Here is a 25,400-nt window from a genome sequence, read left to right as displayed (position 1 = left end):
CGCGGGGGCGGGGTGGTCGCGCTCCGGTCAGCCGCGCGGCGGGGCCTGGGCAAAGGCGGTCCAGGCCGCCGGGGGGAACAGCAGGGCCGGACCGGCCGGGTCCTTGGAGTCGCGGACGGCCACCAGCTGGGGGATCGTGGCCACCTCCACGCAGGCGCCCTCATCGCCGCTGCGGCTGCTCTTGCGCCACGCCGCCGTGGCCAACGCCGCTGTGATCGTCGGTGTCATCGGTCCTACCGTCCCTTCAGGACTGACAGGAGCATCGCCCGGCTGTCCGCCGGGCTGAGCGCCACGCTGCGCAGATGCTCCATGATCTTGGTGCAGGTACGCGTCTCGCCCGCGCGGTCGAGGATCATCTGACCGGCGACCGTCTCCACCGACGCGATGATGGGGTCCTCCGGGTCGGCGAACTCCAGGATGTGCAGCGAGCCCCGGGTGCCCCGGTGGTAACCGGCGGAGAGCGGGATCACCTGGACGGTGATGTTCGGCAGTTCGGCCATCTTGACGAGGTGCCGTAGCTGGCCGTTCATCACCGACTGGTCACCGACCGGGCGCAGCAACGCGCCCTCGTCGATGATCGCGTCGAGGATGGGTGGGGTGTCGGCGGTGAGCCGCACCTGGCGGTCGAGTCGGACCTTGACCCGCTGCTCCACCAGCTCGTCGCCGAGGGTGTGCGGGCCGCCGCGCATCACGCCGCGGATGTAGTCCGCGGTCTGCAGCAGGCCGGGCACCACCGAGGGCTCGAAGTTGGCGATGGCGGTGGCCTCCGCCTCCAGGGCGATGAAGTCGATGGTGCGTGGGTCGAGCAGGTACGAGTACGACACCCACCAGCCCGGCTTGCGGGCGTCCTTGGCGAGCTGCACCGCGGCGGCCACCTCCTCGGAACCCACTCCGTACGAGGTGAGCAGGGCGCGCACGGTGGCCGGGTTGATCAGCGTCTGGGCGTTCTCGTAGCGGGAGAGGGTGCTGCGGGTGCTGTTGATCTCATCCGCGGCGGTCTCCAGCGTCAGCCCGGCGGCTTCCCGGTATTGACGCAGGGCGATGCCGAGTCGGCGGGCGCGGGCGGTCTTCGGGGCCATGCATCGATGGTCGCACACATTTATGGGAACGGGTACATGAGAGAAGGTGGATGAGAGTTGCATTCATGGCTGTAGACGTGTCAATCTGTCATCGCGTCCTCACCGCCGGTTGTCGTGGCGACGGTGGTGGTGAGCGACCGGAGGGGATAGGGCGCGCGGCGATCGGGTTTCTCCCCCGTACCCGATCGTCGCGTGCCGTCCGTTGCAGCCCGCCGGAAGGAGACGACGTGCATACCGGTTCGAAGTCTCTCGCCCCGCAGCGCGAGGGTCGGCGATGACCCGCTTTCTGGTCGTTCTCACCGACGTGCGTCCCGTCGAGGGCATCGACCGCAACGAACGCGTCGCTCCCGAACGCCGCCGCCAGGTGGTCGGCGCCAGCAGCAGGGAGGCCGCCGACCGGATCGCCGGAGCCTTCATGGCGCTGGGCATGGTGCGGGCCGGGCGGCAGCGGGTCAAGGTGATCGCGGTCGGCCGCCGGCACGCCGGGGACTGACCGGCCTCGAACATTCCGTCACGCACCGTATATGCTCTGTTGACCGATTGCCGTGTCGCTTCGGGGCTCGCCGGGTATCGCCGCGCCTGATCGCCACGCACAGTAAGGTCAACCGGGTGAGCGCCACCGGCGAGCACGACCAGCCGCAGTCGCGTACGAAGAGGTGACCGGAGTGACCACCCCAGGCAAGACCCGCGTGGCGATCGTCTTCGGCGGCCGCAGCCCGGAACACGGCATCTCCTGCGTCAGCGCCGGCAGCGTGTTCGCCGCACTCGACCCGGACGAGTACGAGGTGGTGCCCGTGGGCATCACCCGCGCCGGCCAGTGGGTGCTGACCAGCGGGGACCCCGCCCAGCTCGCCATCAACGCCCGCCAGCTCCCGGAGATCACCGCCGAGTCCGGCGAGGACATCGTGCTGCGCGCCGACCCGACCGGGAACGGGCTGATGGTGCTCGACCCGACCGAGGGCCCCCGGGCGCTGGCCGACGTGGACGTGGTCTTCCCGGTCCTGCACGGCACGTACGGCGAGGACGGCACCATCCAGGGCATGCTGGAGATGGCCGGCATCCCCTATGTGGGGGCGAACGTGTTCGCCTCCGCCGCCGCCATGGACAAGGAGTTCACCAAGAAGCTCTGCGCGGTCGAGGGCATCCCGGTCGGCGCGTACGCGGTGCTGCGCAACGGGATGACGCTGAGCGAGCAGGACAAGGAGCGGCTCGGCCTGCCGGTCTTCGTCAAGCCGTCCCGCGCCGGCTCGTCGTTCGGCATCACCCGCGTCACCGACTGGGCCGAGCTGGACACGGCGGTCGCCACCGCCCGGCAGTTCGACCCGAAGGTCATCATCGAGGCCGCGATCGTCGGCCGCGAGATCGAGTGCGGCGTGCTGGAGGGCGAGGCAGGCGGGGCCCCCGAGGCGTCCGTGCTGGCCGAGGTGCGGGTCGTCGCCGACCACGACTTCTACGACTTCGAGGCCAAGTACCTCGACGACTCCTGCGAGTACGACATCCCGGCCGGCCTGCCGGACCGGGTGACCCGCCAGGTGCAGGAGTACGCCGTCCGCGCGTTCTCCGCGCTGGACTGCGCCGGCCTGGCCCGGGCCGACTTCTTCGTCACCCCCGAGCTGGACGTCTACCTCAACGAGATCAACACGATGCCCGGGTTCACCCCGACGTCGATGTTCCCCCGGATGTGGGCGGCCTCCGGCCTGGAGTATCCCAAGCTGGTCAACCGGCTGATCCGTACCGCCCAGCGGCGCGGCGTCGGCCTGCACTGAGCAGCCGGCCCCGACGCGCGGCCCGCCGTACGGGCCGCGCGTCAGCGGATCAGCGCTGGCAGCCGGCGGGGATGGCGCCGCCCGAGGGCACCGACGCCACGATCGCGCTGGAGATCGGCGAAACCCACTGCAGCGGCTGCTCGTACGAGCGCGGGATGCGAACGGTGACCGGCGTCTCCCGGTCGACAGTGGTGAGCACGGTCACGTCGGTCTCCTCGACGGGGTGCCAGCAGACCCGGTTGACCGTCCAGACCTCGTCGGTGGCCGGGACGGTCGGCTCGGCGCCTCCGCAGGCCACGGTGAGCGCGGGGTCGCCGTACGCGGCGTTCTGCTCCGGGCCCGCCGTGACCGGGCGCTGGGCCAGGTCACGGATGGTCTGCGGCAGTTGGGAGAGCAGCGCGCGGCAGACCGTGGCCGGACGCTCGGCCAGCGCCGGGGCGGCCATCTCGACCGGAGCGGTGGACTGCGCCCGTGCGGTGCTCGCCGAAGGGCTCGGCGCGGCGGCGGGCGTGTCCGGGGCGAGCTTGGCGAAGGCCAGCACGGCCACCAGCAGCGTGATCGGCAGCGCGATCAACGTGGCCAGCAGGGCGGCGCCCCGGATGGTCCGGTCCCGGCCGGCCGGCGCGTCGGCGCCCGGGTCGGCGCTGTCGCGGATACCGTCAGCCGGCTCGGGCGTCCCGTCGACCGGCTCACGCGTCCCGTCAGCCGGCTCGTGCTTCCCGTCGTCGTCCAGAGCAGCCGAGGAGGTCGTCATCTCGTCCACTTACAGCCGCACCACCGAACACGTGAGGGTGCGCGTGATGCCGGGCACCATCTGCACCTTGCTGACGATGAGTTTGCCGAGCTCGTCGACGGTGTTCGCCTCGGTGAGGACGACCACGTCGTACGGCCCGGTGACGGCGTCGACGCGTACCACGCCGGCGATGTCCGCGATGAGACCCGCCACGTCACGTGCGCGGCCGACCTCGGTCTGGATGAGGATGTACGCCTGTACCACGACTCGACCTCCGTCCGTCGCCGCCCGGGAGCGGCCCGAAGGGTGAAACTACCTTACGGACCAGGTCTGATCCCTATCGGTGGTCAAGGAGCAGCGGTGAGCGAGCGCGGCGGTGCCGGGCAGTACGGGCCGAACGCCGGCGGTGGCGCCAGCGTGGCCGGGATCGGCGAGTTCGGGCTGATCGGGCGGATCACCGCCCGGTTGGCGATGGGCCCGACGACCCTGCTCGGCCCGGGTGACGACGCGGCGGTGGTGGCCGCGCCGGACGGCCGGGTGGTCGCCTGCACGGACGTGCTGGTCGACGGGCGGCACTTCCGGCGGGACTGGTGCTCGGCGCGCGACGTCGGTCACCGGGCCGCGGCGGCCAACCTGGCTGACGTCGTGGCGATGGGCGCCACCCCGACCGCCCTGCTGGTCGCCCTCTGCATGCCCGCCGACCTGGAGACGAGCTGGGCGGAGGGCCTGGCCGACGGGTTGGCCGCGGAGGCCGCCACGGTCGGCGCGAGCGTGGTCGGCGGGGACATGTCGGCGAGCCCCACCCTGACCATCGCGGTCACCGCGCTGGGTGACCTCGGCGGCCGGGCGCCCGTGGTGCGCTCCGGCGCCCGCCCCGGGGACGTGCTGGCCCTGGCCGGCCGCATCGGGTACGCGGCGGCCGGGCTGACCGTGCTCACCCGGGGCTTCCGCACCCCCCGACTGCTGGTCGAGGCGTACCGACGGCCGCAGGTCGCCTACCCGGCCGGGCCGCAGGCCGCCCAGCTCGGCGCGACCTCGATGATCGACGTCTCGGACGGGCTCCTCGCCGATCTCGGGCACGTGGCGCAGGCCAGCGGTGTGGCGATCGACGTGCGCCGCGACGCGTTCGAGGTGCCCCGGCAGATGGCCGACGCCGCGCGGGCGCTCGGCGTCGACCCGTACACCTGGATTCTGGCCGGTGGCGAGGACCACGCGCTGGCCGCGACCTTCCCCGCGACGGTGGCGCTGCCGCCGGAGTGGCGGCCCATCGGCCTGGTCACGGAGGGTGCCGGAGTGACTGTCGACGGCGGCGCCTACGACGGGCCGCGGGGCTGGGACCACTTCCGGTGACGCCGCGCGCCCGCCGTATCCTGAACACCGTGAGTGAGATCGAGATCCGAGTGGTGCGGTTCGACGCGCCGGTGGCGCAGCAGTTGATCCGGGCCGCGCTGGCCGACCTCGGTGCCCGCTACGGAGGCACCGGCGACGACACCCCGGTCGCCGCGAGCGAGTTCGAGCCGCCGGACGGCGCGTTCCTCGTCGCCTACCTGGCCGGTGAGCCGGTCGGCTGCGGTGGCTGGCGCAGCCACGGTGCGGACACCGCCGAGCTGAAGCGGATGTACACCGCCCCGGCGGCCCGCGGTCGCGGCGTGGCGCGGACGGTCCTCGCGGCCGTCGAGCGCTCGGCCCGCGAGCAGGGCCGCAAGCGGATGGTCCTGGAGTGCGGCGACAAACAGCCCGAGGCGATCGCCATGTACGTGTCCGCCGGTTATGACCGGATCCCGAACTTCGGCTTCTACAAGGACGCGGAGGGCTGCCTCTCCTTCGGCCGCACGCTCTGAGCGGTCGCCGCCCACCCGGGGGCGGACACGACAGAGCCGGCGGACCGCAGGGGGCCGCCGGCTGAGCCGAACGAGAAGAGTTGGTGCTGCCGCGTCAGGCGCGGGTGACCTTGCCGGCCTTGATGCACGAGGTGCAGACCTGCAACTTCTTGGTGTTGCCGCCACCGGCCGGGGTACGCACCGACTGGATGTTCGGGTTCCAGCGGCGGTTGGTCCGCCGGTGCGAGTGGGACACGTTGTGGCCGAAGCCCGGTCCCTTGCCACAGACGTCGCACACGCTAGCCACGGGATACTCCTGGGATTGAAACGTTCATGAGGTCGCCGGCAGGCGCTGCCCGGGCAACCTGGTCAGGTTACCCGATGACCCGCCGACCCGGCCAACCGACCCGGTCGGGCGGTCGTGCACGGCCCGGCCCGGGCCTGCTGGTGGGCCGGTGGGCCGGCCCGGCGGCAACCGTACCGGAGGCGTCGACCCGGCCCGGGAGCGCCGTCGGACCGGGCGCGGACGGACACGCCGGACGAGTCCGACGCGTGTCGGTGCGCAACAGTAGGCTTCTGGCCGTGCTGGACACCCTCGACGCCGCCGCGGTCCGCCGCTGGTGTGCGAGCGGGCTGGCCGCGCTCAAGCGCCACCAGGGCGAGATCGACGAGCTCAACGTCTATCCGGTGCCCGACGGTGACACCGGCACCAACCTGGTGCTCACCCTCACCTCGGCCCAGCAGGCCCTGTCGATGGACCTGGACACCCTCCCCGACAGCGGCCCCACCGCCCACGGGCACGCGCTGCGGCTGATGGCCCAGGGCGCGCTGCTCGGCGCCCGGGGCAACTCGGGGGTCATCCTCTCGCAGATCCTGCGCGGCTTCGCCGACGCCGTCGTGGCCGTGCCGGTGGTGCGCGGGCAGGCCCTGGCCGTCGCGCTGCGGGCCGCGACCGCCGCCGCGTACACGGCGGTCGGCCGTCCCGTGGAGGGCACCCTGCTCACCGTCGTCGCCGCGGCCGCCACCGGCGCCGAGCAGGTGGGCAGCGACGACCTGCCCGCGGTGGCCCGCGGCGCGGCGCGGGCGGCGGCCGAGGCCCTGGCCCGTACGCCCGAGCAGCTGCCGGCCCTGGCCCGCGCGGGGGTCGTCGACGCGGGCGGGCGAGGGCTCTGCGTCCTGCTCGACGCCCTGGTCGAGGTGCTCACCGGGGAGGGCGCCACAGGGCTCGCGCCGCCGCCGCGCACCGCCCGCCCGGCGGCCACCGTCGCGCGGGAGACCGGCTCCGAGGAGTACGCCTACGAGGTGCAGTTCCTGCTCGACGCCCACGCCGACGCGGTGGCCGTGCTGCGCCGGACCCTGGAGGCGCTGGGTGACTCGCTGGTCGTCGTCGGTGACGGGCGTGAGCCGGGCAGCACCTGGAACGTGCACGTGCACGTCAACGACGTGGGCGCGGCGGTCGAGGCGGGGGTCGCCGCCGGCCGCCCGTACCGGATCTCGGTGACCCGCTTCGCCGACCAGCCGAAGCCGTCCGCCGGCCCGACCGAGGACGGTCGGGCCGCCGTGGTGGTGGCCACCGGCCGCGGGATCGCGGAGCTGTTCGCCGCCGAGGGCGCGACTGTGGTGCCCGGCAATCCGTCCACGGGTGAGCTGCTGGACGCCGTGCGCAGCACCCGGGCGGCCCGGGTGGTGGTGCTGCCCAACGACCCCAACACGGAGGCGGTCGCGAGCGCGGCGGCCCGCGAGGCGCACCGGCACGGCATCAAGGTGAGCGTGGTGCCGACCCGTTCGCCGGTGCAGGCCCTCGCGGCCCTGGCGGTCCGCGACGGCACCCGTCGCTTCGAGGACGACGTGATCGCGATGGCCGAGGCGGCCGGCGCCTGCCGCTACGCCGAGGTCTGCCACGCCAGTCGGGAGGCGCTGACGGTCGCCGGCCCGTGTCGCCCCGGTGACGTGCTGGCGCTTGTCGAGGGGGAGGTGCACCTGATCGGCACCGACCTCACCGACACCTGCGCCGCAGTGGTCGACCGGATGCTCGGCGGCGGCGGGGAGCTGGTCACCCTGCTGGCCGGGGTGGACGCCCCCGCCGGGCTCACCGATGCCGTCCGCGCGCACGTCGCGCGGCGCTGGCCGTTCGTCGAGGTGCAGGCGTACCCGGGCGGCCAGCCGTTCTATCCGCTCCTGGTGGGGGTCGAATGAGCGAGCCGGCCACGGTGGACACCCCGTTGAAGAAGCTCGTCGGGGACAAGACGGCCAAGGCGTTGGCCGCCCACCTCGATCTGCACACCGCGGGTGACCTGATCTACCACTTTCCGCGTCGCTACGACGAGCGTGGCGAGCACACCGACATCCGGTCGCTGGACGTCGGTGAGCAGGTCACCGTGCTGGCCCAGGTGCAGCGCACCGCCGTACGGCCGATGCGCCAGCGCCGGGGCAACCTGCTGGAGGTGACCGTCGGCGACGGCTCCGGCGGCCTGCTGACGCTGACGTTCTTCGGCAACCAGGCGTGGCGCGAACGGGAGCTGCGTCCGGGCCGGTGGGGGCTGTTCGCCGGCAAGGTCACCGAGTTCCGGAGCAAACGCCAGCTCAACGGCCCGGAGTACGTGCTGCTCGGCGAGGGCGGCGAGGGCGAGGCGGCGGTCAGCGACGAGATCGAGGAGTTCGCCGGCGCGCTGATCCCCGTGTATCCGGCGGCGGCGGCCGTCCCGACCTGGGTGATCGCCCGCTGCGTACGGGTCGTGCTGGACACGTTCACCCCGCCGGAGGATCCGCTGCCGTCCTCCGTCCGCGCCAGCCGCAACCTCGTCGACCTGGGCCCCGCGCTGCGGGAGATCCACCGGCCGTCCACCAAGGAGGCGCTGCACCGGGCGCGGCGACGACTCAAGTGGGACGAGGCGTTCGCCGTCCAGCTGACGCTGGTGCAGCGCAAGCACCGGGCCGCCGACTGGCCGGCCCGGCCCCGCCCACCACGCACGGGTGGGCTGCTGGACGCCTTCGACGCCCGACTGCCGTACGAGCTGACGGCCGGTCAGCGCGAGGTCGGCGTGGAGATCGCCACCGACCTCGCGGCCGCGCATCCGATGCACCGGTTGTTGCAGGGCGACGTCGGCTCGGGCAAGACGGTGGTGGCGTTGCGGGCCATGCTCCAGGTGGTCGACGCGGGCGGGCAGGCCGCGTTGCTGGCCCCCACCGAGGTGCTGGCCGCGCAGCATCACCGGGGCATGCTCGACCTGCTCGGGCCCCTCGGGCGGGCCGGTGAGCTGGATTCCGCCGAGCACGCGACCCGGGTGGAGCTGGTCACCGGCTCGCTGGGCGCGGCAGCCCGCCGACGGGCGCTCGGCGAGGTGGCCAGCGGCAACGCCGGCATCGTGCTCGGCACCCACGCGCTGCTCTACGAGGGGGTGGACTTCGCCGACCTGGGCCTCGTGGTGGTCGACGAGCAGCACCGCTTCGGCGTGGAGCAGCGCGACGCGCTGCGCGCCAAGGCCGACCAGCCGCCGCACACGCTGGTGATGACTGCCACCCCGATCCCGCGCACGGTGGCGATGACCGTCTACGGCGACCTGGAGGTGTCCACTCTCTCCCAGCTGCCCCGGGGCCGGTCGCCGATCGCCTCGCACGTGGTGCCGGCCGCCGAGAAGCCGGCCTTCCTCGACCGGGCGTGGCGCCGGCTGCGCGAGGAGGTGGCCGCCGGCCACCAGGCGTACGTGGTGTGCCCGCGAATCGGTGACGGCCCGACGTCCGACGAGGAGCCGCCACCCGAGGACGACAACGGCCGCCGGCCGCCCCTCGCCGTGACCGAGGTGGCCCCGCTGCTGGCCGAGGGGCCGTTGCACGGGCTGCGGATCGGGGTCCTGCACGGCCGGCTGCCCGCCGACGAGAAGGACGCGGTGATGCGTTCCTTCGCGGCCGGTGACCTGGACGTGCTGGTGGCGACCACGGTGATCGAGGTCGGCGTCGACGTGCCGAACGCCACCGTGATGATCGTGCTGGACGCCGACCGGTTCGGTGTCTCCCAACTGCACCAGCTGCGTGGTCGGGTCGGCCGGGGTGCCGCCGCCGGGCTCTGCCTGCTGGTCAGCGAGGCCGCCGAGGGCTCGTCGGCGCGGGAACGGCTGGACGCGGTGGCGTCCACCAGCGACGGCTTCAAGCTCGCCGAGCTGGATCTGGAGCAACGCCGCGAGGGTGACGTGCTGGGCGCCACCCAGTCCGGGCACCGCTCGCACCTGCGGCTGCTGTCCCTGAAGCGCGACACCGAGCTGATCCGCGACGCCCGCGCCGAGGCGATCACCCTCGTCGAGGAGGACCCGGAGCTGATCCGCAACCCGGCGCTGGCCGCGTCGGTGGCGGCGCTGGTGGACGAGGACCGCGCGGAGTACCTGGAGAAGGGCTGAGCGCTCGTCGCTGACCGGTTTCGCGGAAACCGGGGTGTCCCGACCACGGTGACACCCCGGTTTTCTGGTTTCCGAGCCGATCTCCTGCACAGACCGAGGGCGCGCCGACCGGGTGGTCGACGCGCCCTCGGGCTTCAGCGCAGGTCAGGTCAGGCGGTGAAGGTCACCCGACGCCGACGGGCGATGACGAAGAGCACCGCGCCCGCGATCAGCAGGGCGATCGCGCCGGCGGCGATGCCGCCCGCCGCCGCACCGGTGACCGGGAGGCCCGGCTCGTCCTCGCCGCCGCCACCGCTACCGCCGCAGTTGCCCTCCGGCGTGTAGATGGCCTCGAGCTCCAGGTCCATGTCCGGCAGGGCGACGATCGCCGTCTTGTCCTTGCCAGCCTTGAAGGTCACCGTCTCCGACGCGTCGGCCGCGACCGTACGGGTCTCGGTCTTGTCGCCGTAGGTGAACGTGGTCTTCACCGGCAGGCCACCCTCGGGGTTGGTCACGGTGAGGGCGAACTCCTTGCAGTCGGCCTTGGTGGTGACGGCCGGCAGCGGGCAGTCCTCGGGGCGCTGCCACGAGTACGTGCCGTTCTCGATGACCTTGCCGTCGACCAGCACCTCGATCTTGCCGGCGTCGGCGGCGGGCACCACGATGCTGCTGTCGGCCTTACCCGGCGCGACGGAGACCTTCTTGGTGAAGCCGTTCTCGCCCTTGACCTCGAACTCGACGGCGTACTTGCTGATCTTGCCGTCGTTGCTCAGCGAGACGGCGACCGAACCGTCGCACTTGGACGCGAAGGTCGAGGCCGGGGTGACGCAGCTCTTGCTGCCGCCGTTGTACCAGCCCTGCGGGCCCTTGGACCGGTTGCCCGGAGCGCCCGGCGAGCCGAGCTTCTTGTTGTCGTAGCGCTTGCCGCCGTCGACGATCTCGTCGATGACCTGGTCCTTGTCGCCCCAGATGAGGTCGACCTGGGTGTGGCAGTCCGGGATCTCGACGTTAAGCGTGATCTCGCTCTGCTTGGCGCTGACGAAGTCGCTGTCCGGCGTGCCGTAGACGTACTGCGGGGTGGCGAACTGCGGCCGGGGCGCGAAATAGGACACCAGCGTGAAGTACTGCTTGCCGTCGCCGCAGAGCGGCAGGTCACCGTCGAGCTTGACGGTGGCGGTGCCCTTCGGACCGTCGAACGTGTGGCTGAACGTGGCCTTGTTGACGTCGACGCACTTCGGTGCCGGCGCGCAGGACCTGTCAGCGGCGAGGGTGATGCTCTTGGCCCGGGTGTCCTCGGCGGCCTTGACGTCCCCCACCCACCATTCGGCGTGCACCTCGAGGCTGGCGGTCGTCGTGTTGCCCGGCACCCGTTGAACGGCCTCAACAGTCGCGCTTCGGGGGAGGAGGTAGCCCTGCAGCGGCACCTCCTTCGCGCCCTGCATGAGCGCGTTCACCGGAGTCCCCGGATTAGTGGTCACCTTCTGGAGCGTCGCGTCCTTGTCGGCCTGACTGTTCTTCACCGACCACGTGATCAGACGCTCGCCGGTCTGCCGGTCGCAGCCGACCTTGGCGCTGATCTCGGTGTGGTGTGCGCTGGCTGGGGTGGCCACCGCGGCGACCCCGGTGAGGCCGACGAGGGCGGCTCCCAGGATGGCCAGCGGTCGCCGGAGCGACAGCTTGGGACGGATCACGGGTACTCCTGGAGTGCTGAAGCGTTGGGGGTGTGGCACGAGAGTGACAGTGGACGGTCGCTGCACGTCCGATCGGAGAGGCGCCCTCCCGAGCCGTGGGCCGGCGGGTTGGCCGTCGGCACCCGGCAGACCCTAGCGATATCGCCGCGCGTGATACAGCGCTCAGGATTTGCTAAGAATGATGTTATGAACTTGAGATCATTGATATACGAGAAGTGATCACGTGATTCTCCTGGCGGTACCGACCGTGTCGAGAGCGGCCCCGAAGGGTCGCGTAGCGTCGGGGTCATGAGCAGGAGGAAACGGTGACCCGGATCGTGGCCGGGACGCTCGGTGGCCGGCGGATCGCCGCGCCGCCCGGCGCCGGCACCCGACCCACGTCCGACCGGGTCCGGGAGGCGCTGTTCAGCGCTGTCGAGTCCGAGGTCGACCTCGACGGCGCCCGCTTCGCCGACCTGTACGCCGGATCCGGCGCGGTCGGGCTGGAGGCGCTGTCCCGGGGCGCCCGACACGTCCTGCTGGTCGAGTCCGATCCGCGGGCGGCCCGGGTGATCCGGGAGAACGTGGCGACCCTGCGAGCCGGCCCGGCCGTACGGCTGGTCGCCGGCAAGGTGGCGACCGTGCTGGCCGCTGGCCCGGACGGCGGCCCGTACGACGTGGTCTTCGCCGACCCGCCCTACGCCGTGCCGGACGCGGAGATCACCGCGCTGCTGACGACGCTTGTCGACGGCGGCTGGCTGGCGCCCGACGCGCTGGTGGTGGTGGAGCGGTCCCGCCGCACCAGGCAGTTCGAGTGGGTGGAGGGGATCACCCCCGAGCGCAGTCGCCGGTACGGCGAGACCACCCTTTGGTACGGTCGCCGATCATGAGACGTGCGGTGTGTCCCGGCTCGTTCGACCCGGTCACCAACGGACACCTCGACATCATCGGCCGCGCGAGCCGGCTGTTCGATGAGGTGATCGTCGGCGTGCTGATCAACCAGTCGAAGAGCGGCCTGTTCACCGTCGAAGAACGGATCGAGATGCTCCGCGAGGTGACCGCCTCGTACGGCAACGTGCGGGTCGAGTCCTTCCGGGGGCTGCTCGTCGACTTCTGCCGCGCCCAGCAGGCGAGCGTGCTGATCAAGGGGCTGCGGGCGGTCAGCGACTTCGACTACGAGTTGCAGATGGCCCAGATGAACATCGGGCTGGCCGGGGTCGAGACGCTCTTCATGCCGACCAACCCGCTCTACTCGTTCCTCTCCTCCAGCCTCGTCAAGGACGTGGCCAAGTGGGGCGGCGACATCTCCGCCCACGTCCCGGACCCGGTCCGCGAGGCCCTCCAGTCCCGCCTGGGCCCCCCGCCCCTGACCTGACCCGGCCGATCTCGCACGTACCGTTCCCGGTTCGCCCCCTTTCGCGCTGCTTTGCCGCCACCGAAAGTGCAAGGTCGGCGCGGGGGAGGGAGTGCGGGGGGCGGGGAGTGACCATGTCGCGACTCGCCGGGTTGGGGTGAGTGGGGCGGCGGTGGGGCGGGCACGACATGATTGGTCGAGCAGGAACCCGGCCGTGGCCCGCATCATGGAGGTCGGCCGACGAACGACAGGAGTGAGGTACCGGTGGACCCGCTCGATCGCATCGACGAACTGATCGCCATGGTGGAGCAGGCGCGCTCCGTCCCGATGTCGCGCAACAACTGCATGGTCGACCGGGGCGAGATGATCGCCGCCCTGGACGAGATGCGCGCCGACCTCCCCGCCGACCTGCGTCGAGCCGCCGCGCTCCTGGAGGAGCGCGACAAGATCATGGACGCCGGCAAGCGCGAGGCGGACCGGATCATCAGCGAGGGTGAGGCAGAACACGCCCGCCTCGTCTCCGTGAACGAGATCACCGTATCGGCCGAGCACGAGGGCGCCCGGATCATCGCCGAGGCCCGCGCCGAGGCGCAGCGCCTGCGCGAGGAGGTCGACGACTACGTCGACACCGCGCTGGCCAACTTCGAACAGTTCCTCACCCGGGCTCTCGCCTCGATAGAGCGGGGCCGCGACAAGATGCACGCGCTGCGGGAGATCGGCACCTTCGGTGGGGATGAGGCGGAACGCCCGCTACCCTTCTGAGCGGCACTTCACCAGCCGACATTCTCGCCACAGGCGTCCCCCCGGTTCGACGGTCCGGCGGTCGCCCAGGTAACCTTTTTTGTCGGCCTCTCACCGGCCGGAGTCTGACTATGCCCAAGCACTCGCCATCGACACTCGACCCCAGGTCGCCGCTGGTCCTCGACACGAGGGACCTGCCGCGTCGCCCTGGCGCGTTGCGTGAGGTCCAGCGGGTCGTGCCGGCACCGACGGACCTCGGTGTGGAGTTGATCGGCGTGCCGGAGGGCGCGGACCTTGACCTCGATCTGAGGTTGCAGTCGGTGTCCGAGGGTGTGCTCGTCTCCGGGACCATCACCGGTCCCATCCGGGGCGAGTGCGGGCGTTGCCTGCGCGAGATCAACGAATCGATGGCCGTGACGATCCAGGAGCTGTACGCGTACGAGAACAGCACCACGGACGCCACGACCGACGAGGACGAGGTGGGCCGGATGCAGGGCGATCTGATCGACCTGGAGCCGGCGCTGCGGGACGCGTTGGTGCTCACGCTGCCGACCAACCCGCTCTGCCGGGAGGACTGCCCTGGACTGTGCCCCGAATGCGGGGCGCACTGGGACGATCTGCCGGCCGACCACAGTCACCAGCAGATCGACCCGCGTTGGGCGGGCCTGTCGCAACTGACCCGTACAGAGGAGTAAGAACCGTGGCCGTCCCCAAGCGCAAGATGTCGCGCAGCAACACCCGGTCCCGCCGGGCGAACTGGAAGGCGACCGTGGTCGCGACCGTCGCGTGCCCGCAGTGCAAGTCCCCGAAGCTGCCGCACGCCGCCTGCTCCGTCTGCGGCACCTACAACGGCCGCCAGGTTCTCGAGGTCTGACCTGGACGCCGAGTGACGCCCCCGACCCCAGGTCGGGCGGCGCGCGCACCCTGGCAAACGCCCGGTGCCCCGGCTCCCTCCGACGCCGGCCGGCCCAATCCGGCCGGCGTACCGATGGAGCCGGGCACCGCGCGGATCGCCGTTGACCTCCTCGGCGGGGACGACGCTCCCGCCGTCGTGGTTGACGGCGCTCTGCGGGCCGTGCGCGCCGATCCCGATCTGCACCTGCTGCTCGTCGGCCCGACCGAGGTCGCCGACGCGCTGATCGCTGCCCTCGCCCCGCCCGAGCGGGCCCGGATCACGGTCCGACCGGTCCGAGCCGCCGTCGGCATGGCCGACCATCCCAGCGCGGCCCGCTCGGAGAGCACCGTCCGAGCCGCCGTCACCGCCGTCCGCGACGGCACCGCCGACGCCCTCGTCTCGGCCGGCGCGACCGGCGCCACGGTCACCGCCGCCGTGCTCGGGCTCGGACGCTGGCCGGAGATCCGCCAACCCGCCCTGGTCGCCACCCTGCCCGCGGTCGCCGGGCCGGTGGTGCTGCTCGACGTCGGCGGTTCGCTGGAGCCCCGCCCCGCCACCCTGGCCCGGCACGCCGTGCTCGGCGCCGCGTACGCCGCGGTGGCCCACTCGGTCGTCGCGCCGCGGGTCGGCCTGCTCTCAGTCGGCACCGAGGCCGGCAAGGGCGACCGGGTACGCCGTGCCACCGACCCCCTGCTCGCCGTCGAACCGCTGCCCTGCGGGGCACGCTACGTCGGCCTGGTCGAGGGGTACGACGTGACTCTCGGCGCGCGCGCCGATGTGGTGGTGACCGACGGCTTCACCGGTAACGTGCTGCTCAAGGCGATCGAGGGCGCGTACGCGATGGCCGGCGGCCCGCCCGTCGTCGGCGGCGCGCCCCGGGCCGCCGCCCTGCTGGGCGTCGCCGGGACGGTGGTCGTCTGTCACGGCTCCGCTCGCGCCGACGACGTCGCCTCCGGCATCGCTCTCGCCGCCCACCTGTGGCGACGGCGTGCCACCGAACTGGTCTCCGCGTTGCTCGACGGCGACGCCGCGACGGACCGCACCGACCGCTCCACCGACACCGAGGTACGCACATCATGAGCAACGACAAGCGGCGGCGGGCGTCCGTCGGTCACCTGGAAGCCGCGTTCGGCGTCAGCCTGGAGCCGGACCTGCTGGAACGCGCGCTGACCCATCGCTCGTACGCGTACGAGAACGGTGGCCTGCCGACGAACGAGCGGCTGGAGTTCCTCGGTGACTCGGTCCTCGGCGTCGTGATCACCACGGCGCTGTTCCACAACCACCCGGACCTGCCCGAGGGGCAGTTGGCGAAGCTGCGGGCGAGCGTGGTCAACATGCGGGCGCTCGCCGACGTGGCCCGCGGCCTGGGCCCGGACGGCCTCGGCGCGTACCTGCTGCTCGGCAAGGGCGAGGAGACCACCGGTGGCCGGGACAAGGCGAGCATCCTCGCCGACACCCTGGAGGCGCTGCTCGGCGCCATCTACCTCCAGTACGGGCTGGACACCGCCGGGATCGTGATCCACCGGCTCTTCGACCCGCTGATGGCCGAGTCGGCCGGCCGGGGCGCCGCCCTGGACTGGAAGACCAGCCTCCAGGAGTTGACCGCCGCGCTCAGTCTCGGCGTGCCCGAGTACCGGATCGAGGGCACCGGACCGGACCACCTCAAGACGTTCACCGCCTGGGTCGTGGTGGCCGGCAACCGGTACGGCGGCGCGGAGGGGCGCAGCAAGAAGGAGGCCGAGCAGCGGGCCGCCGAGGCGGCCTGGCGGATGCTCACGGACCAGCACGAGCAGAACGCCCAGCAGGACCAGCAGAACAGGTCCGACCAGGACGAGTCGTTCGGGCCGCCCGACAGCGCCGAGCAGGCGGCCCGGGCCGAGGTGGCCGACCACCTGGCGCAGGCCATGCCGGCCGACGTGGCGGAGCAGCAGACCCCGCCCGAGCGGCAGACGTCCGCCAACGGCGGCGGCCCGACCGAGGCCCGCGACGCCGAGGCCCCGAGTGGCCACGAGACGGGTGTACGTCGTGCCTGAGCTGCCCGAGGTGGAGACCGTCCGGCAGGGGCTGGCCCAGTGGGTCACCGGCCGGCGGATCGCCTCGGTCGAGGTCCGACACCCGCGCGCCGTCCGGCGGCACGTCCCCGGCGGCGCGCACTTCGCCGACGTGCTCGCCGGCCGGACCATCGTGGACGTGCGCCGACGCGGCAAGTACCTGTGGCTCCCGCTGGACAGCGGCGACGCGGTGATCGGGCACCTCGGCATGTCGGGCCAGTTGCTGCTCCAGCCGCCCGGCACCCCCGACGAGACCCACCTGCGGGTCCGGTTCCGGTTCGCCGACGACGGGCCCGAGCTGCGCTTCGTCGATCAGCGCACCTTCGGCGGGCTCGCGGTCAGCGAGGGCGGCGCGGACCTCCCCGCGGAGATCGCGCACATCGCCCGCGACCCGATGGACCCGGAGTTCTCCGACGCGGCGTTCGTCGCCGCGCTGCGCCGGCGGCGGACCGAGGTGAAACGGGCCCTGCTCGACCAGACGCTGATCTCCGGCGTGGGCAACATCTACGCCGACGAGGCGCTCTGGCGCGCCGGGCTGCACGGCGCCCGCCCCACCGACGCGCTGACCGGCCCGGCCGCGCAGCGCCTGCTCGGTCACGTCCGCGATGTGCTCGCTGAGGCGATCAAGGAGGGCGGCACCAGCTTCGACGCCCTCTACGTCAACGTCAACGGCGAGAGCGGTTACTTCGACCGGGAACTGAACGCCTACGGCCGGGAGGGCGAGCCGTGCCGGCGGTGCGGTGCGCCGATCCGCCGCGAGTCGTTCATGAACCGCTCCTCGTACAGCTGCCCGCGCTGCCAGCCCCGGCCTCGGGGTGCCCTTCGGGGATGACCCGGAGTCGGCTCCGGGTCGGCACCGGCGGGTCGCGGCCGGACGCTCCGGGCCACACCCCGGCGTACGCCCGAATCGCGGGTTGATGCCCGTCCGGCGGGCCCGCCGCCCTCGACGGACCGACTCCGGGGCGGACGGGGGCCGTGCCCCGATGTGACCGCCTCGTCACGCCCCTAACGTCAGCACCGTTGACAGGGGGTCGACGTGACAGGGGGACGCGAGATGGGCAACAGACCGGTGACCGTGCGGATGGCGCGGTGGAGCGCCGAGCATCCGTGGCGGGCGATCGCGTTGTGGGTCGTGTTCGTGGCGGTGTGTTTCGTCGGCGGCAACGCCGCCGGCCTCACCGAGGCCACCAGCGGGGACCAGGCGATCGGCGAGGCCGGACGGGCCAGCATCATCGTGGACGACGGGGCCTTCGACGACCCGGCCGTGGACAACGTCCTGATCACCTCCCGGGGTGGCGCCCTGGACCCGGCGGCGGCGAAGGCGGCCGCCGCCGACGCGGCCGCCCGGCTGCGGACGGTCACCGGGGTCGCTGAGGTTGGCCCGCCGATCACCGCGCACGACGGTTCCGCGCTGCTGCTGCCGATCACCATGGCCGGCGACCCGGAGACGGCGTCGGACCGGGTTCAGCCGCTGCGCGACGTCACCGCCACCGTGCAGGGCGCGCACCCGCAGCTCCGCGTCGAGCAGGTCGGCGGGCCGTCGATCGGCCAGGCGCTCGACGACACCCTGGGCAAGGACTTCGAGCGTGCCGAGCTGCTGAGTCTGCCGGTCACCCTGGCCATCCTGATCATCGCGTTCGGCGCGTTGATCGCGGCCAGCGTGCCGGTGCTGCTGGCGCTCTCCTCGGTCGCCGCCGCGATGGGCCTGTCCACCCTCGCCTCGCACCTCGTGCCGGCCACGGACACCACGTCACCGGTGATCCTGCTGATCGGCATGGCGGTGGGGGTCGACTACTCGCTGTTCTACATCCGCCGGGAGCGGGAGGAACGGGCCAAGGGCCGCTCCGGCCTGGACGCGGTGGAGATCGCCGCGGAGACCTCCGGGCACGCCGTGGTGGTCTCCGGCTTCGCCGTGATCATCGCGATGGCCGGGCTGTTCCTCGCCGGCGACGTGGTCTTCTCGTCCCTGGCCGTCGGCTCGATCCTGGTGGTCGCCGTCGCGGTGACCGGCTCGCTGACCGTGCTGCCGGCCCTGCTGGCCAGGCTGGGCCGCTGGGTCGACCGGCCCCGGGTGCCGCTGCTCTGGCGGCTGACCGCGCCGCGCACCGGCCGGCACGGCGAGCCGCGTACGCCCCGGCTCTGGCCGGCGGTGCTCCGGCCCGCGCTGCGCGCCCCGGTGGCGACGCTCGTCATCTCGGTCGGCCTGCTGCTCGCGCTGGCCGCGCCGGCGCTCGGCATGAAGCTGAAGTTCCCCGGAATGGAGGACCTGCCGCGCACCACGCCCGCCATGCAGGCGTACGACCGGCTCACCGCGGCTTTCCCGAGCACCGGCACCAGCCACGTGGTGGCCGTCCGGGCGCCGGCCGAGCAGGCCGACCGGGTCAACGCGGCCCTCACCGACCTCGCCGCCCGCGCCGGCGGTGACCCGTTGTTCGCCCCCACCGAGGCGGACGGCCCGAAGATCAAGGTGTCGGCCGACCGGCGGGTGTCGGTGCTGGACGTCGCCACCCCGTACGCCAGCCGGGACGACCGGTCGGTGCGGTCGCTGGAGAAGCTGCGGGCCGACCTGGTCCCGGCCGAGCTGCGGGGGATCCCCGGGATCGAGTACGCGGTCGGCGGGGGCGTGGCCGACAGTGAGGACTACGCGTCGCACGTCCGCGACAAGCTGCCGCTGGTGATGGGCTTTGTGCTGGTGCTCACGTTCCTGGTCATGGCCTTCACCTTCCGTTCGGTGGTGGTGGCGGCCAGCTCGATCGCGTTGAACCTGCTCTCCGCCGGCGCCGCGTACGGGTTGCTGGTCCTGGTCTTTCAGGGGGAGTGGGCCGAGGGGCTGCTCGGCTTCACCTCGATGGGCGCGATCGTCTCCTGGCTGCCGCTGTTCCTGTTCGTGGTGCTCTTCGGCCTCTCGATGGACTACCACGTCTTCGTGGTGAGCCGGATCCGCGAGGGGGTCCGGGCCGGCATGTCCAACCGCGACGCGGTGTCGTACGGCATCACGTCGTCGGCCGGGGTGGTGACCAGCGCGGCGATCGTCATGGTCGGGGTGTTCTCGATCTTCGCCACGCTGAGCACGATCGACATGAAGCAGCTCGGCATCGGCCTGGCGGCGGCGATCCTGCTGGACGCCACGATCATCCGGGGAGTGGTGCTGCCCGCCCTGATGACCATGCTCGGCGACGCGAACTGGTGGGCCCCGCGCTTCCTGCGGCGACGCCCGGCGCCCGCGCCCACCGACCCGCCGGCCCCCGCGCCGGAGCTGGTGCCCGTCTCCTGAGTAGCCGGTCGTCTCTCGTGCCGGGCCGCGACTCGCGGCCCGGCACGTGCCGTCCGGGCGACACCGTGCGGCCTCGCTGAGACCGACGTCGGTGCCCCCGTTCGCGACCGCGGACGGGGGCACCGACGTCTGCACCCCCAGCGCGATCGGGCGTCACGGCAGCGCGCAGGGTTCCCGCCATGCGTCCAACGCCCGGTCCTTGCGTATCGACGCGAAGCCGTAGCCGACCGTGGTGACGCAGAAGTCGTCGGTCGACCCGGTGTACTCGACGTGGAAGACCGGCTTGCCCGCGTCCACGAACGGCAGCAGCTTGGCGCACTGGTCCAGCCGGACGCACTCCTCGTTGACCACGAAGTCGAAGTCCGGCGCCAGCGCCGCGAGCTGCGGCACGTCGTTGACCAGCCCGGGGGAGAGGTCCAGTGTGCGGGCCAGCTGGGCCAGCCGGCGGTTGAACAGCAGTTGGTCGTCGAAGCCGAGGGGGAAGCCGCTGCGGTGGACGTACCCGTCGGCGTCGGAGAGGGCGACCGCGCCGAAGCCCTTGCCCCGGCACAGCCGGAACCGGTCGGCCAGCACCGGCTCCAACGCGTCCCACCCCCGTACGTCCAGCCACCGGCTGCCGGGCTGTGGGCCGGCCGCACCCTGCACGGCGGCGGGCACCCGGCTGGCGTCCGGGTCGGTCGAGCGCAGCGAGCCGACGGGCACCTGGCAGATCAGCCGTCGGTCACGGGCGCGTAGTTCGGCCGTCTGCGCGGCGGTGGTGGCCACCGGGTCGAGCAGGAAGACGTCGGCGTCCACCGTCGGGTCGAGCGGGCCGTCGAGTTGCCACTGCCACTGCCAGTGACGGGCCTGGGTGGCCGGCCACGGGGTGGGCGCGCCCGGCGGGATCAGCTCGCGGCGGCACCCGTACGCCGGCACCACCAGGATGAGCGCGACACCGGCCGACACGATCCTGCGCAGCGGGCGTGCGACGGCACGTCGCCGCAGCCGGATCCGCATCGGCAGCTCCCGGGTCCTGGGCGGCTGGTCGCCGCCCACACCGGCACGCCGCCCCCACGTCCGGTCCGGCGTGCCTCACCGGGTCCAACGAGCGCGGGGGCGTGGGCGACGCGCCCTCAGCGCGGCGCCGCGAAGACCTGCGTCCAGTACGGCCCGTTGCTGCTGGCGATGCCGACGCCGATCTCGGTGAACGCGCAGTTGAGGATGTTGGCCCGGTGCCCCGAGCTGTTCATCCAGGCGTCCATCACGGCGGCCGGCGTCTTCTGGTTCCACGCCACGTTCTCGCCGTAGGTGCGCCAGGCGTAGCCGACGCGGCCCAGCCGGACGCCGGTGTTGCTGCCGTCGCTGCCGGTGTGCGACATGTTCTGGTGGTCGGCCTGGTCCTGGCTGTGCCGCTGCGCGGCGGTCATCAGCTTGTCGTCGACGCTCAGCGCCTTGCAGCCGGCCTTGGCCCGCTCGGCGTTGACCAGGTCCACCACCTCCTGGGCCTGGGCGCTGACGGTGCCGCTGCCGCCTCCGGAGCCGCTGGTGCTGCTCGGGGCCTTGCTGCGCTCGGCGCTGCGCCGGGACGTGGCGGTGGTCCGCGACGCGGCCGGGGTGGGCTTGACCACCTTGCTCGGCGACGGGCTCGGCCGTGCCGGGCTGGGCGAGCTGGTCGGGGAGGGGGCGACCAGGGCGTCACCTGCCGGCTCGTCGGTCGGGCCGTTCCCGCCGGGCATCGCGAGCGCGCCGACGCCGACGCTCACCACGAGGGTGGCTGCCGCGGCGGCGCCGCCGATCATCAGCGGACGACGCCAGCGCCGGGGTGAGCGGTGCCGTCCGCTGCCGGTCCGTCCGTTGCCGGCGGCCTCCGTGCTCCAGCCGCCGGTGGTCTCCGCGTCGGACTCGGTACGCCAGCCGTCGCTGACCTCGGTGGGCCGGGCGTCGTCGTGCCAGCCGCCGGTCGCTTCCTCACCTCGTCCGAGGCCCGGCCATTCGGTGGTCGGTGCCTCCACGGGCGCGGGCTGCCAGCGGGCGGTGGGCTCCGCGCGGTGCCACTCGTCGCCGGGCTGGTCGGGGTCGTCGCCGAACAGGTAGGTCGAGCGGGGCTCCGGACGGTCGCGCAGCCAGTCCGGCTCGTCGGTCGGCCGCTCGGCGCGCCGGGGGGCGCCGTTCGGGTCCATCGGGTCGGTCCAGCCGTACACGGCTCTGCCTCCACGGGGTCGGTTGCGGGCCGGGGTGACGCTACGACTCGCCCGCGACCTGCGGCAACGTGGCTAAGGAAGAGTTAAGAGGAAGTCGGACGTCCAGGCGCTGACTTCCCCGAATCCCGGCGTACAGTAAAGGAGTCCGGACAGAGCGTGTCCGTGCCTTGCGGCAGCCCCCCGACAAGTGGACAGGTCGACGTGGAGATGATCTACGGCCTGCGAGAACTTGACGGAGGAGGGGTTTGCGGCTCAATATATAGGTGTCGCCAGTCGCGCCCGGTCATGCCCAGATACACCTGGAATGACAGCCGCGTACAAAATTGGGCGCGCGTTGGCCGGCCTTTCCGGCAGCGCATATCAAGGAGTCAGCATGGCGAAGGCCCTCTACGGCCACGTAGGTGCAGCGCCCGACCGGCGTCTGCTCGACGAGGTCACCCGACTGCGTGCCAGGGTTCAGGCACTGGAGTTCGAGATCACGCGTCTGCGTGCCGACAATGATCGGCTCGCGGCGGCTGCGGCGGAAGCGGACGACCTGCTCCGTCTCGCCGAGCCGGCGCTGACCTGATCTTCGGGGCGGAAAACTGAATCGCAGCACCACCGCAAAAATGCGCGCCGACACCTCTGTGCCGGCGCGCAACGCTGTCCGGCACCTTTCGTGCCCGACCATTTGTGATCTTGTAACCGGCTCCGTGATAACCGCAGCACAGTTTCACCGAAACAAGCCGGGCGGCGGGCCGATCATGAGCGTTGTTTGTCTTTCTCGGCCCTGCCGTTACACCAGCGCGGTCGGCCCGCGGTCACCGTCCGCGCCGCCCGCCGGGACCACCCGGGGCGGGTCGCGTGCCGGGTCGGTCCCGCCATCGGGTTAGTCTGCGGGTTCACCCAGGTCCGCGCAGCCGGCGACGGTACGGCGGCCACCGGACGAGGATCGAGTAGGTGTATCTCAAGAGCCTGACGGTGAAGGGCTTCAAATCCTTCGCCTCCGCCACGACGTTGAAGCTGGAGCCGGGGATCACCTGTGTGGTGGGCCCGAACGGCTCGGGCAAGTCCAACGTCGTCGACGCCATCGCCTGGGTCCTCGGCGAGCAGGGCGCCAAGGCCCTGCGTGGCGGCAAGATGGAGGACGTCATCTTCGCCGGCACCGCCGGCCGGGCGCCGCTGGGTCGCGCCGAGGTCACCCTCACCATCGACAACACCGACGGCGCGCTGCCCATCGAGTACACCGAGGTCTCCATCACCCGCCGGATGTTCCGCTCCGGCGAGAGTGAGTACGAGATCAACGGCAACACCTGCCGGTTGCTCGACATCCAGGAGCTGCTGTCCGACTCCGGCATCGGCCGGGAGATGCACATCATCGTCGGTCAGGGCCGGCTCGACGGCATGCTGCACGCCAAGCCCGAGGACCGCCGGGCGTTCATCGAGGAGGCGGCCGGCGTCCTCAAGCACCGCAAGCGCAAGGAAAAGGCGCTGCGCAAGCTCGACGCGATGCAGGTGAACCTCAACCGGCTCACCGACCTCACGGCCGAGTTGCGCCGCCAGCTCAAGCCGCTGGGCCGGCAGGCGGAGGTGGCCCGGCGTGCCGCCACCATCCAGGCCAACCTGCGCGACGCCCGGTTGCGACTGCTCGCTGACGACCTGGCCACGCTGCGGACCACCCTCGACCGGGAGATCGCCGACGAGACCGCGTTGCGGGAGCGACGCGAGCAGATCGAGGGCGAGCACACCGAGGTGCAGGGCCGGCTCGGCGAGTTGGAGGGCGCCCTCGCCGAGGACGCGCCGCTGCTCGCCGCCGCGCAGGACACCTGGTACAAGCTCTCCGCCCTGCAGGAACGCTTCCGCTCGATCGAGCAACTGGCCCGCGAGCGGCTGCGGCACCTCAGCGCCACCGGCGACGACGAGCGGCCCGGCCGCGACCCCGACCAGCTGGAGGCCGAGGCGGAACGCGTCCGTGAGCAGGAGGAGGAGCTGCGCGCGGCGCTCACCGACGACCAGATCAGGCTGGCCGAGGCGGTCGAGCACCGCCAGGAGCTGGAACGGCAGCTCGCCGCCGCCGAGCGGGAGCTGGTGGCCGCCGCCAAGGCCATCGCCGACCGGCGCGAGGGCATGGCCCGGCTCACCGGCCAGGTCAACTCGGCACGAGCCCGGACCACGAGCGCCGGTGAGGAGATCGAACGCCTCGCCGTCGCGCACGCCGACGCGCTGGGCCGCGCCGAGCAGGCGCAGGCCGACCTGGACGCGGTGGCCGCGCAGTCCACCGAGGCGGACCGGGACAACGCCGACCTGGACGCCCGGCACGCCGAGGCGGTCGCCGTCCAGGACCGGGCGCAGGCAACGGTCCGGTCGCTTACCGACGCCGAGCGGGCCGCCGAGAAGGACGCCGCCACCTGGAAGGCCCGCGAGGAGGCGCTCGCCCTGGGGCTGCGGCGCAAGGACGGCGCGGGAGCGCTGCTCGCCCGCGCCGGCGACGTGCCCGGCCTGCTCGGTAGTCTCGCCGGGCTGCTCACCGTCGCGCCGGGGCACGAGGCCGCGCTGGCCGCCGCGCTCGGGGGACTCGCCGACGCGGTCGCCGTCAGCGGGGTGGACGAGGCCGTCGAGGCGATGCGGCTGTTGAAGATCTCCGACGCCGGTCGCGCGGGCCTGCTGGTCGGCAGCCCGGCGGGGCCCGGCATGACGGGCTCGGCCGACGCGCTGCGCCCGAAGCTGCCCGACGGCGCCCGCTGGGCCCCCGACCTGGTGGAGTGCACGCCCGACATTCGTCCGGCGGTGCACCGGGCGCTGCGCGACGTGGCGCTCGTCGACGACCTCGCCGCCGCGGCCGAGCTGGTCGCCGGCAACCCCGAGCTGCGGGCCGTCACCCCGGACGGGGACGTGGTCGGGGCGTACGCGGCGGCCGGCGGATCGGCCAAGGCGCCCAGCTACATCGAGGTGCAGGCGGCCGTCGAGGAGGCCCGCACCAATCGGCTCGCCGCCGAACGGGCCGGCGCCGAGCTGCGCGACCAGCTCGTCGAGGCGCGTGCCGAGGTCGCCGCCGCCAAGGAGGCCGTGCAGCACGCCGCCGCCGAGAAGCGCGAAGCGGAGAGCCACCGCAACGCCGCCGCCCGCCGGCTCGCCGAGCTGGGCGCGGCCGCCCGCTCGGCCAAGGCGGAGACCGACCGGCTGGGTGAGTCCCGGGCCCGCGCCGAGGCGGCCCGGCAGCGGGATCTCGCCACGCTCGACGAGCTGGAGGAGCGGCTGCGGCTGGCCGAGGAGACCCCGGTCGACGCCGAGCCCTCCACCGAGGAGCGGGATCAGCTCGCCGCCATGGTGCCGCAGGCCCGGCAGAACGAGATGGAGGTCCGGCTCGCCGTGCGTACCGCCGAGGAGCGGGTCTCCTCGATCGCCGGCCGGGCCGACTCCCTCGCCCGGCAGGCCACCGCGGAGCGGGCCGCCCGCGAACGCGCCGCGGCCCGGCGGGCCGCGCGCAC

The 25,400-nt window shown here is 72.9% G+C and carries 24 protein-coding genes and 1 pseudogene; 17 read left to right on the top strand and 8 right to left on the bottom strand.

Features of this window, described 5'->3' with window-relative positions; all coding sequences use genetic code 11:
- Positions 1 to 27 precede the first annotated feature (27 nt).
- Entirely contained in the window at positions 28 to 228 is a 201-nt protein-coding gene (locus ABZU53_RS20040; RefSeq protein WP_355066986.1) for a DUF397 domain-containing protein, read from the bottom strand.
- 5 nt (positions 229 to 233) lie between these two features.
- Positions 234 to 1,079, bottom strand: a complete 846-nt coding sequence (locus ABZU53_RS20035) for a helix-turn-helix transcriptional regulator (RefSeq protein ID WP_354860077.1) — start codon at positions 1,077 to 1,079, stop codon at positions 234 to 236.
- 274 nt (positions 1,080 to 1,353) lie between these two features.
- On the opposite strand from ABZU53_RS20035, the gene ABZU53_RS20030 reads away from it, so the two are divergent.
- Entirely contained in the window at positions 1,354 to 1,572 is a 219-nt protein-coding gene (locus tag ABZU53_RS20030) for a hypothetical protein (protein ID WP_354860075.1), read from the top strand.
- Positions 1,573 to 1,744: 172 nt separating this feature from the next.
- On the top strand, positions 1,745 to 2,845 hold the full coding sequence (locus ABZU53_RS20025) for a D-alanine--D-alanine ligase family protein (RefSeq protein ID WP_354860072.1): 1,101 nt from the start codon (positions 1,745 to 1,747) through the stop codon (positions 2,843 to 2,845).
- Positions 2,846 to 2,894: 49 nt separating this feature from the next.
- Here ABZU53_RS20025 and ABZU53_RS20020 read toward each other — a convergent pair whose 3' ends face one another.
- Complete coding sequence (locus ABZU53_RS20020) at positions 2,895 to 3,608, bottom strand: DUF3515 family protein (protein WP_354860070.1); 714 nt, start codon at positions 3,606 to 3,608, stop codon at positions 2,895 to 2,897.
- Complete coding sequence (locus tag ABZU53_RS20015; RefSeq protein WP_007456453.1) at positions 3,609 to 3,842, bottom strand: Lrp/AsnC ligand binding domain-containing protein; 234 nt, start codon at positions 3,840 to 3,842, stop codon at positions 3,609 to 3,611. It lies immediately after the preceding gene.
- Between the two features lie 96 nt (positions 3,843 to 3,938).
- On the opposite strand from ABZU53_RS20015, the gene ABZU53_RS20010 reads away from it, so the two are divergent.
- On the top strand, positions 3,939 to 4,928 hold the full coding sequence (locus tag ABZU53_RS20010; RefSeq protein WP_355066985.1) for a thiamine-phosphate kinase: 990 nt from the start codon (positions 3,939 to 3,941) through the stop codon (positions 4,926 to 4,928).
- A gap of 29 nt (positions 4,929 to 4,957) precedes the next feature.
- The gene (locus ABZU53_RS20005; protein ID WP_354860064.1) at positions 4,958 to 5,419 is read left to right on the top strand and encodes a GNAT family N-acetyltransferase; all 462 of its coding nucleotides are present in this window, start codon (positions 4,958 to 4,960) and stop codon (positions 5,417 to 5,419) included.
- 94 nt (positions 5,420 to 5,513) lie between these two features.
- Here the strand turns inward: ABZU53_RS20005 and rpmB are convergent, their stop codons facing one another.
- Complete coding sequence (rpmB, locus tag ABZU53_RS20000) at positions 5,514 to 5,705, bottom strand: 50S ribosomal protein L28 (protein WP_007456456.1); 192 nt, start codon at positions 5,703 to 5,705, stop codon at positions 5,514 to 5,516.
- A gap of 275 nt (positions 5,706 to 5,980) precedes the next feature.
- Here rpmB and ABZU53_RS19995 point away from each other — a divergent pair, with 275 nt between their 5' ends.
- Positions 5,981 to 7,594 (top strand): DAK2 domain-containing protein, encoded by a 1,614-nt coding sequence (locus ABZU53_RS19995; protein ID WP_355066984.1) that lies wholly within the window; start codon positions 5,981 to 5,983, stop codon positions 7,592 to 7,594.
- Positions 7,591 to 9,789 carry an ATP-dependent DNA helicase RecG gene (gene recG, locus ABZU53_RS19990; RefSeq protein ID WP_355066983.1) on the top strand — a complete coding sequence of 733 codons (2,199 nt, stop codon included), beginning with the start codon at positions 7,591 to 7,593 and terminating at the stop codon, positions 9,787 to 9,789. The genes ABZU53_RS19995 and recG overlap by 4 nt, the downstream gene beginning before the upstream one ends.
- 149 nt (positions 9,790 to 9,938) lie before the next feature.
- Here the strand turns inward: recG and ABZU53_RS19985 are convergent, their stop codons facing one another.
- Positions 9,939 to 11,459, bottom strand: coding sequence for a cell wall anchor protein (locus tag ABZU53_RS19985; protein ID WP_355066982.1), 1,521 nt, complete (start codon positions 11,457 to 11,459; stop codon positions 9,939 to 9,941).
- 305 nt (positions 11,460 to 11,764) lie between these two features.
- Here ABZU53_RS19985 and rsmD point away from each other — a divergent pair, with 305 nt between their 5' ends.
- The 9 genes and pseudogenes from rsmD (at position 11,765) to ABZU53_RS19940 (ending at position 19,753) form a co-directional block, all read left to right on the top strand.
- Positions 11,765 to 12,328 carry a 16S rRNA (guanine(966)-N(2))-methyltransferase RsmD gene (rsmD, locus tag ABZU53_RS19980; RefSeq protein ID WP_355066981.1) on the top strand — a complete coding sequence of 188 codons (564 nt, stop codon included), beginning with the start codon at positions 11,765 to 11,767 and terminating at the stop codon, positions 12,326 to 12,328.
- Positions 12,325 to 12,813, top strand: coding sequence for a pantetheine-phosphate adenylyltransferase (gene coaD / locus ABZU53_RS19975; protein WP_354860053.1), 489 nt, complete (start codon positions 12,325 to 12,327; stop codon positions 12,811 to 12,813). The genes rsmD and coaD overlap by 4 nt, the downstream gene beginning before the upstream one ends.
- 243 nt (positions 12,814 to 13,056) lie before the next feature.
- The gene (locus ABZU53_RS19970; protein WP_234590503.1) at positions 13,057 to 13,554 is read left to right on the top strand and encodes a hypothetical protein; all 498 of its coding nucleotides are present in this window, start codon (positions 13,057 to 13,059) and stop codon (positions 13,552 to 13,554) included.
- 110 nt (positions 13,555 to 13,664) lie between these two features.
- Positions 13,665 to 14,228, top strand: coding sequence for a YceD family protein (locus tag ABZU53_RS19965; protein WP_139587729.1), 564 nt, complete (start codon positions 13,665 to 13,667; stop codon positions 14,226 to 14,228).
- A 5-nt stretch (positions 14,229 to 14,233) separates the two neighbouring features.
- Positions 14,234 to 14,407, top strand: a complete 174-nt coding sequence (rpmF, locus tag ABZU53_RS19960; RefSeq protein WP_030335284.1) for a 50S ribosomal protein L32 — start codon at positions 14,234 to 14,236, stop codon at positions 14,405 to 14,407.
- Between the two features lie 114 nt (positions 14,408 to 14,521).
- A complete protein-coding gene (locus tag ABZU53_RS19955; RefSeq protein ID WP_354863221.1) occupies positions 14,522 to 15,508 on the top strand; it encodes a phosphate acyltransferase PlsX in 987 nt (328 codons plus the stop codon).
- Positions 15,505 to 16,221, top strand: a pseudogene (gene rnc / locus ABZU53_RS19950) (ribonuclease III); the annotation flags it as partial. The gene ABZU53_RS19955 and the pseudogene rnc, both read left to right, overlap by 4 nt.
- 232 nt (positions 16,222 to 16,453) lie before the next feature.
- Positions 16,454 to 17,311 carry a bifunctional DNA-formamidopyrimidine glycosylase/DNA-(apurinic or apyrimidinic site) lyase gene (gene mutM / locus ABZU53_RS19945; protein WP_355066980.1) on the top strand — a complete coding sequence of 286 codons (858 nt, stop codon included), beginning with the start codon at positions 16,454 to 16,456 and terminating at the stop codon, positions 17,309 to 17,311.
- A gap of 222 nt (positions 17,312 to 17,533) precedes the next feature.
- Entirely contained in the window at positions 17,534 to 19,753 is a 2,220-nt protein-coding gene (locus ABZU53_RS19940; protein ID WP_355066979.1) for an MMPL family transporter, read from the top strand.
- Positions 19,754 to 19,906: 153 nt separating this feature from the next.
- On the opposite strand, the gene ABZU53_RS19935 is transcribed toward ABZU53_RS19940, so the two are convergent.
- Together ABZU53_RS19935 and ABZU53_RS19930 are read right to left on the bottom strand one after the other, a co-directional pair.
- Positions 19,907 to 20,749, bottom strand: coding sequence for an endo alpha-1,4 polygalactosaminidase (locus ABZU53_RS19935; protein ID WP_354856428.1), 843 nt, complete (start codon positions 20,747 to 20,749; stop codon positions 19,907 to 19,909).
- Between the two features lie 116 nt (positions 20,750 to 20,865).
- Positions 20,866 to 21,912 (bottom strand): CAP domain-containing protein, encoded by a 1,047-nt coding sequence (locus ABZU53_RS19930; protein WP_355067027.1) that lies wholly within the window; start codon positions 21,910 to 21,912, stop codon positions 20,866 to 20,868.
- A gap of 394 nt (positions 21,913 to 22,306) precedes the next feature.
- Here ABZU53_RS19930 and ABZU53_RS19925 point away from each other — a divergent pair, with 394 nt between their 5' ends.
- Together ABZU53_RS19925 and smc are read left to right on the top strand one after the other, a co-directional pair.
- The gene (locus ABZU53_RS19925) at positions 22,307 to 22,501 is read left to right on the top strand and encodes a hypothetical protein (RefSeq protein ID WP_007456482.1); all 195 of its coding nucleotides are present in this window, start codon (positions 22,307 to 22,309) and stop codon (positions 22,499 to 22,501) included.
- Between the two features lie 371 nt (positions 22,502 to 22,872).
- A partial coding sequence (gene smc / locus ABZU53_RS19920; RefSeq protein WP_355066978.1) for a chromosome segregation protein SMC occupies positions 22,873 to 25,400 on the top strand: 2,528 nt, incomplete at its 3' end.

Source organism: Micromonospora sp. NPDC005194, assembly GCF_040608335.1.
GTDB lineage: Bacteria > Actinomycetota > Actinomycetes > Mycobacteriales > Micromonosporaceae > Micromonospora.
The sequence above is the reverse complement of the archived record's forward strand: the minus strand, read 5'-3'. Positions and strand labels throughout refer to the sequence as shown.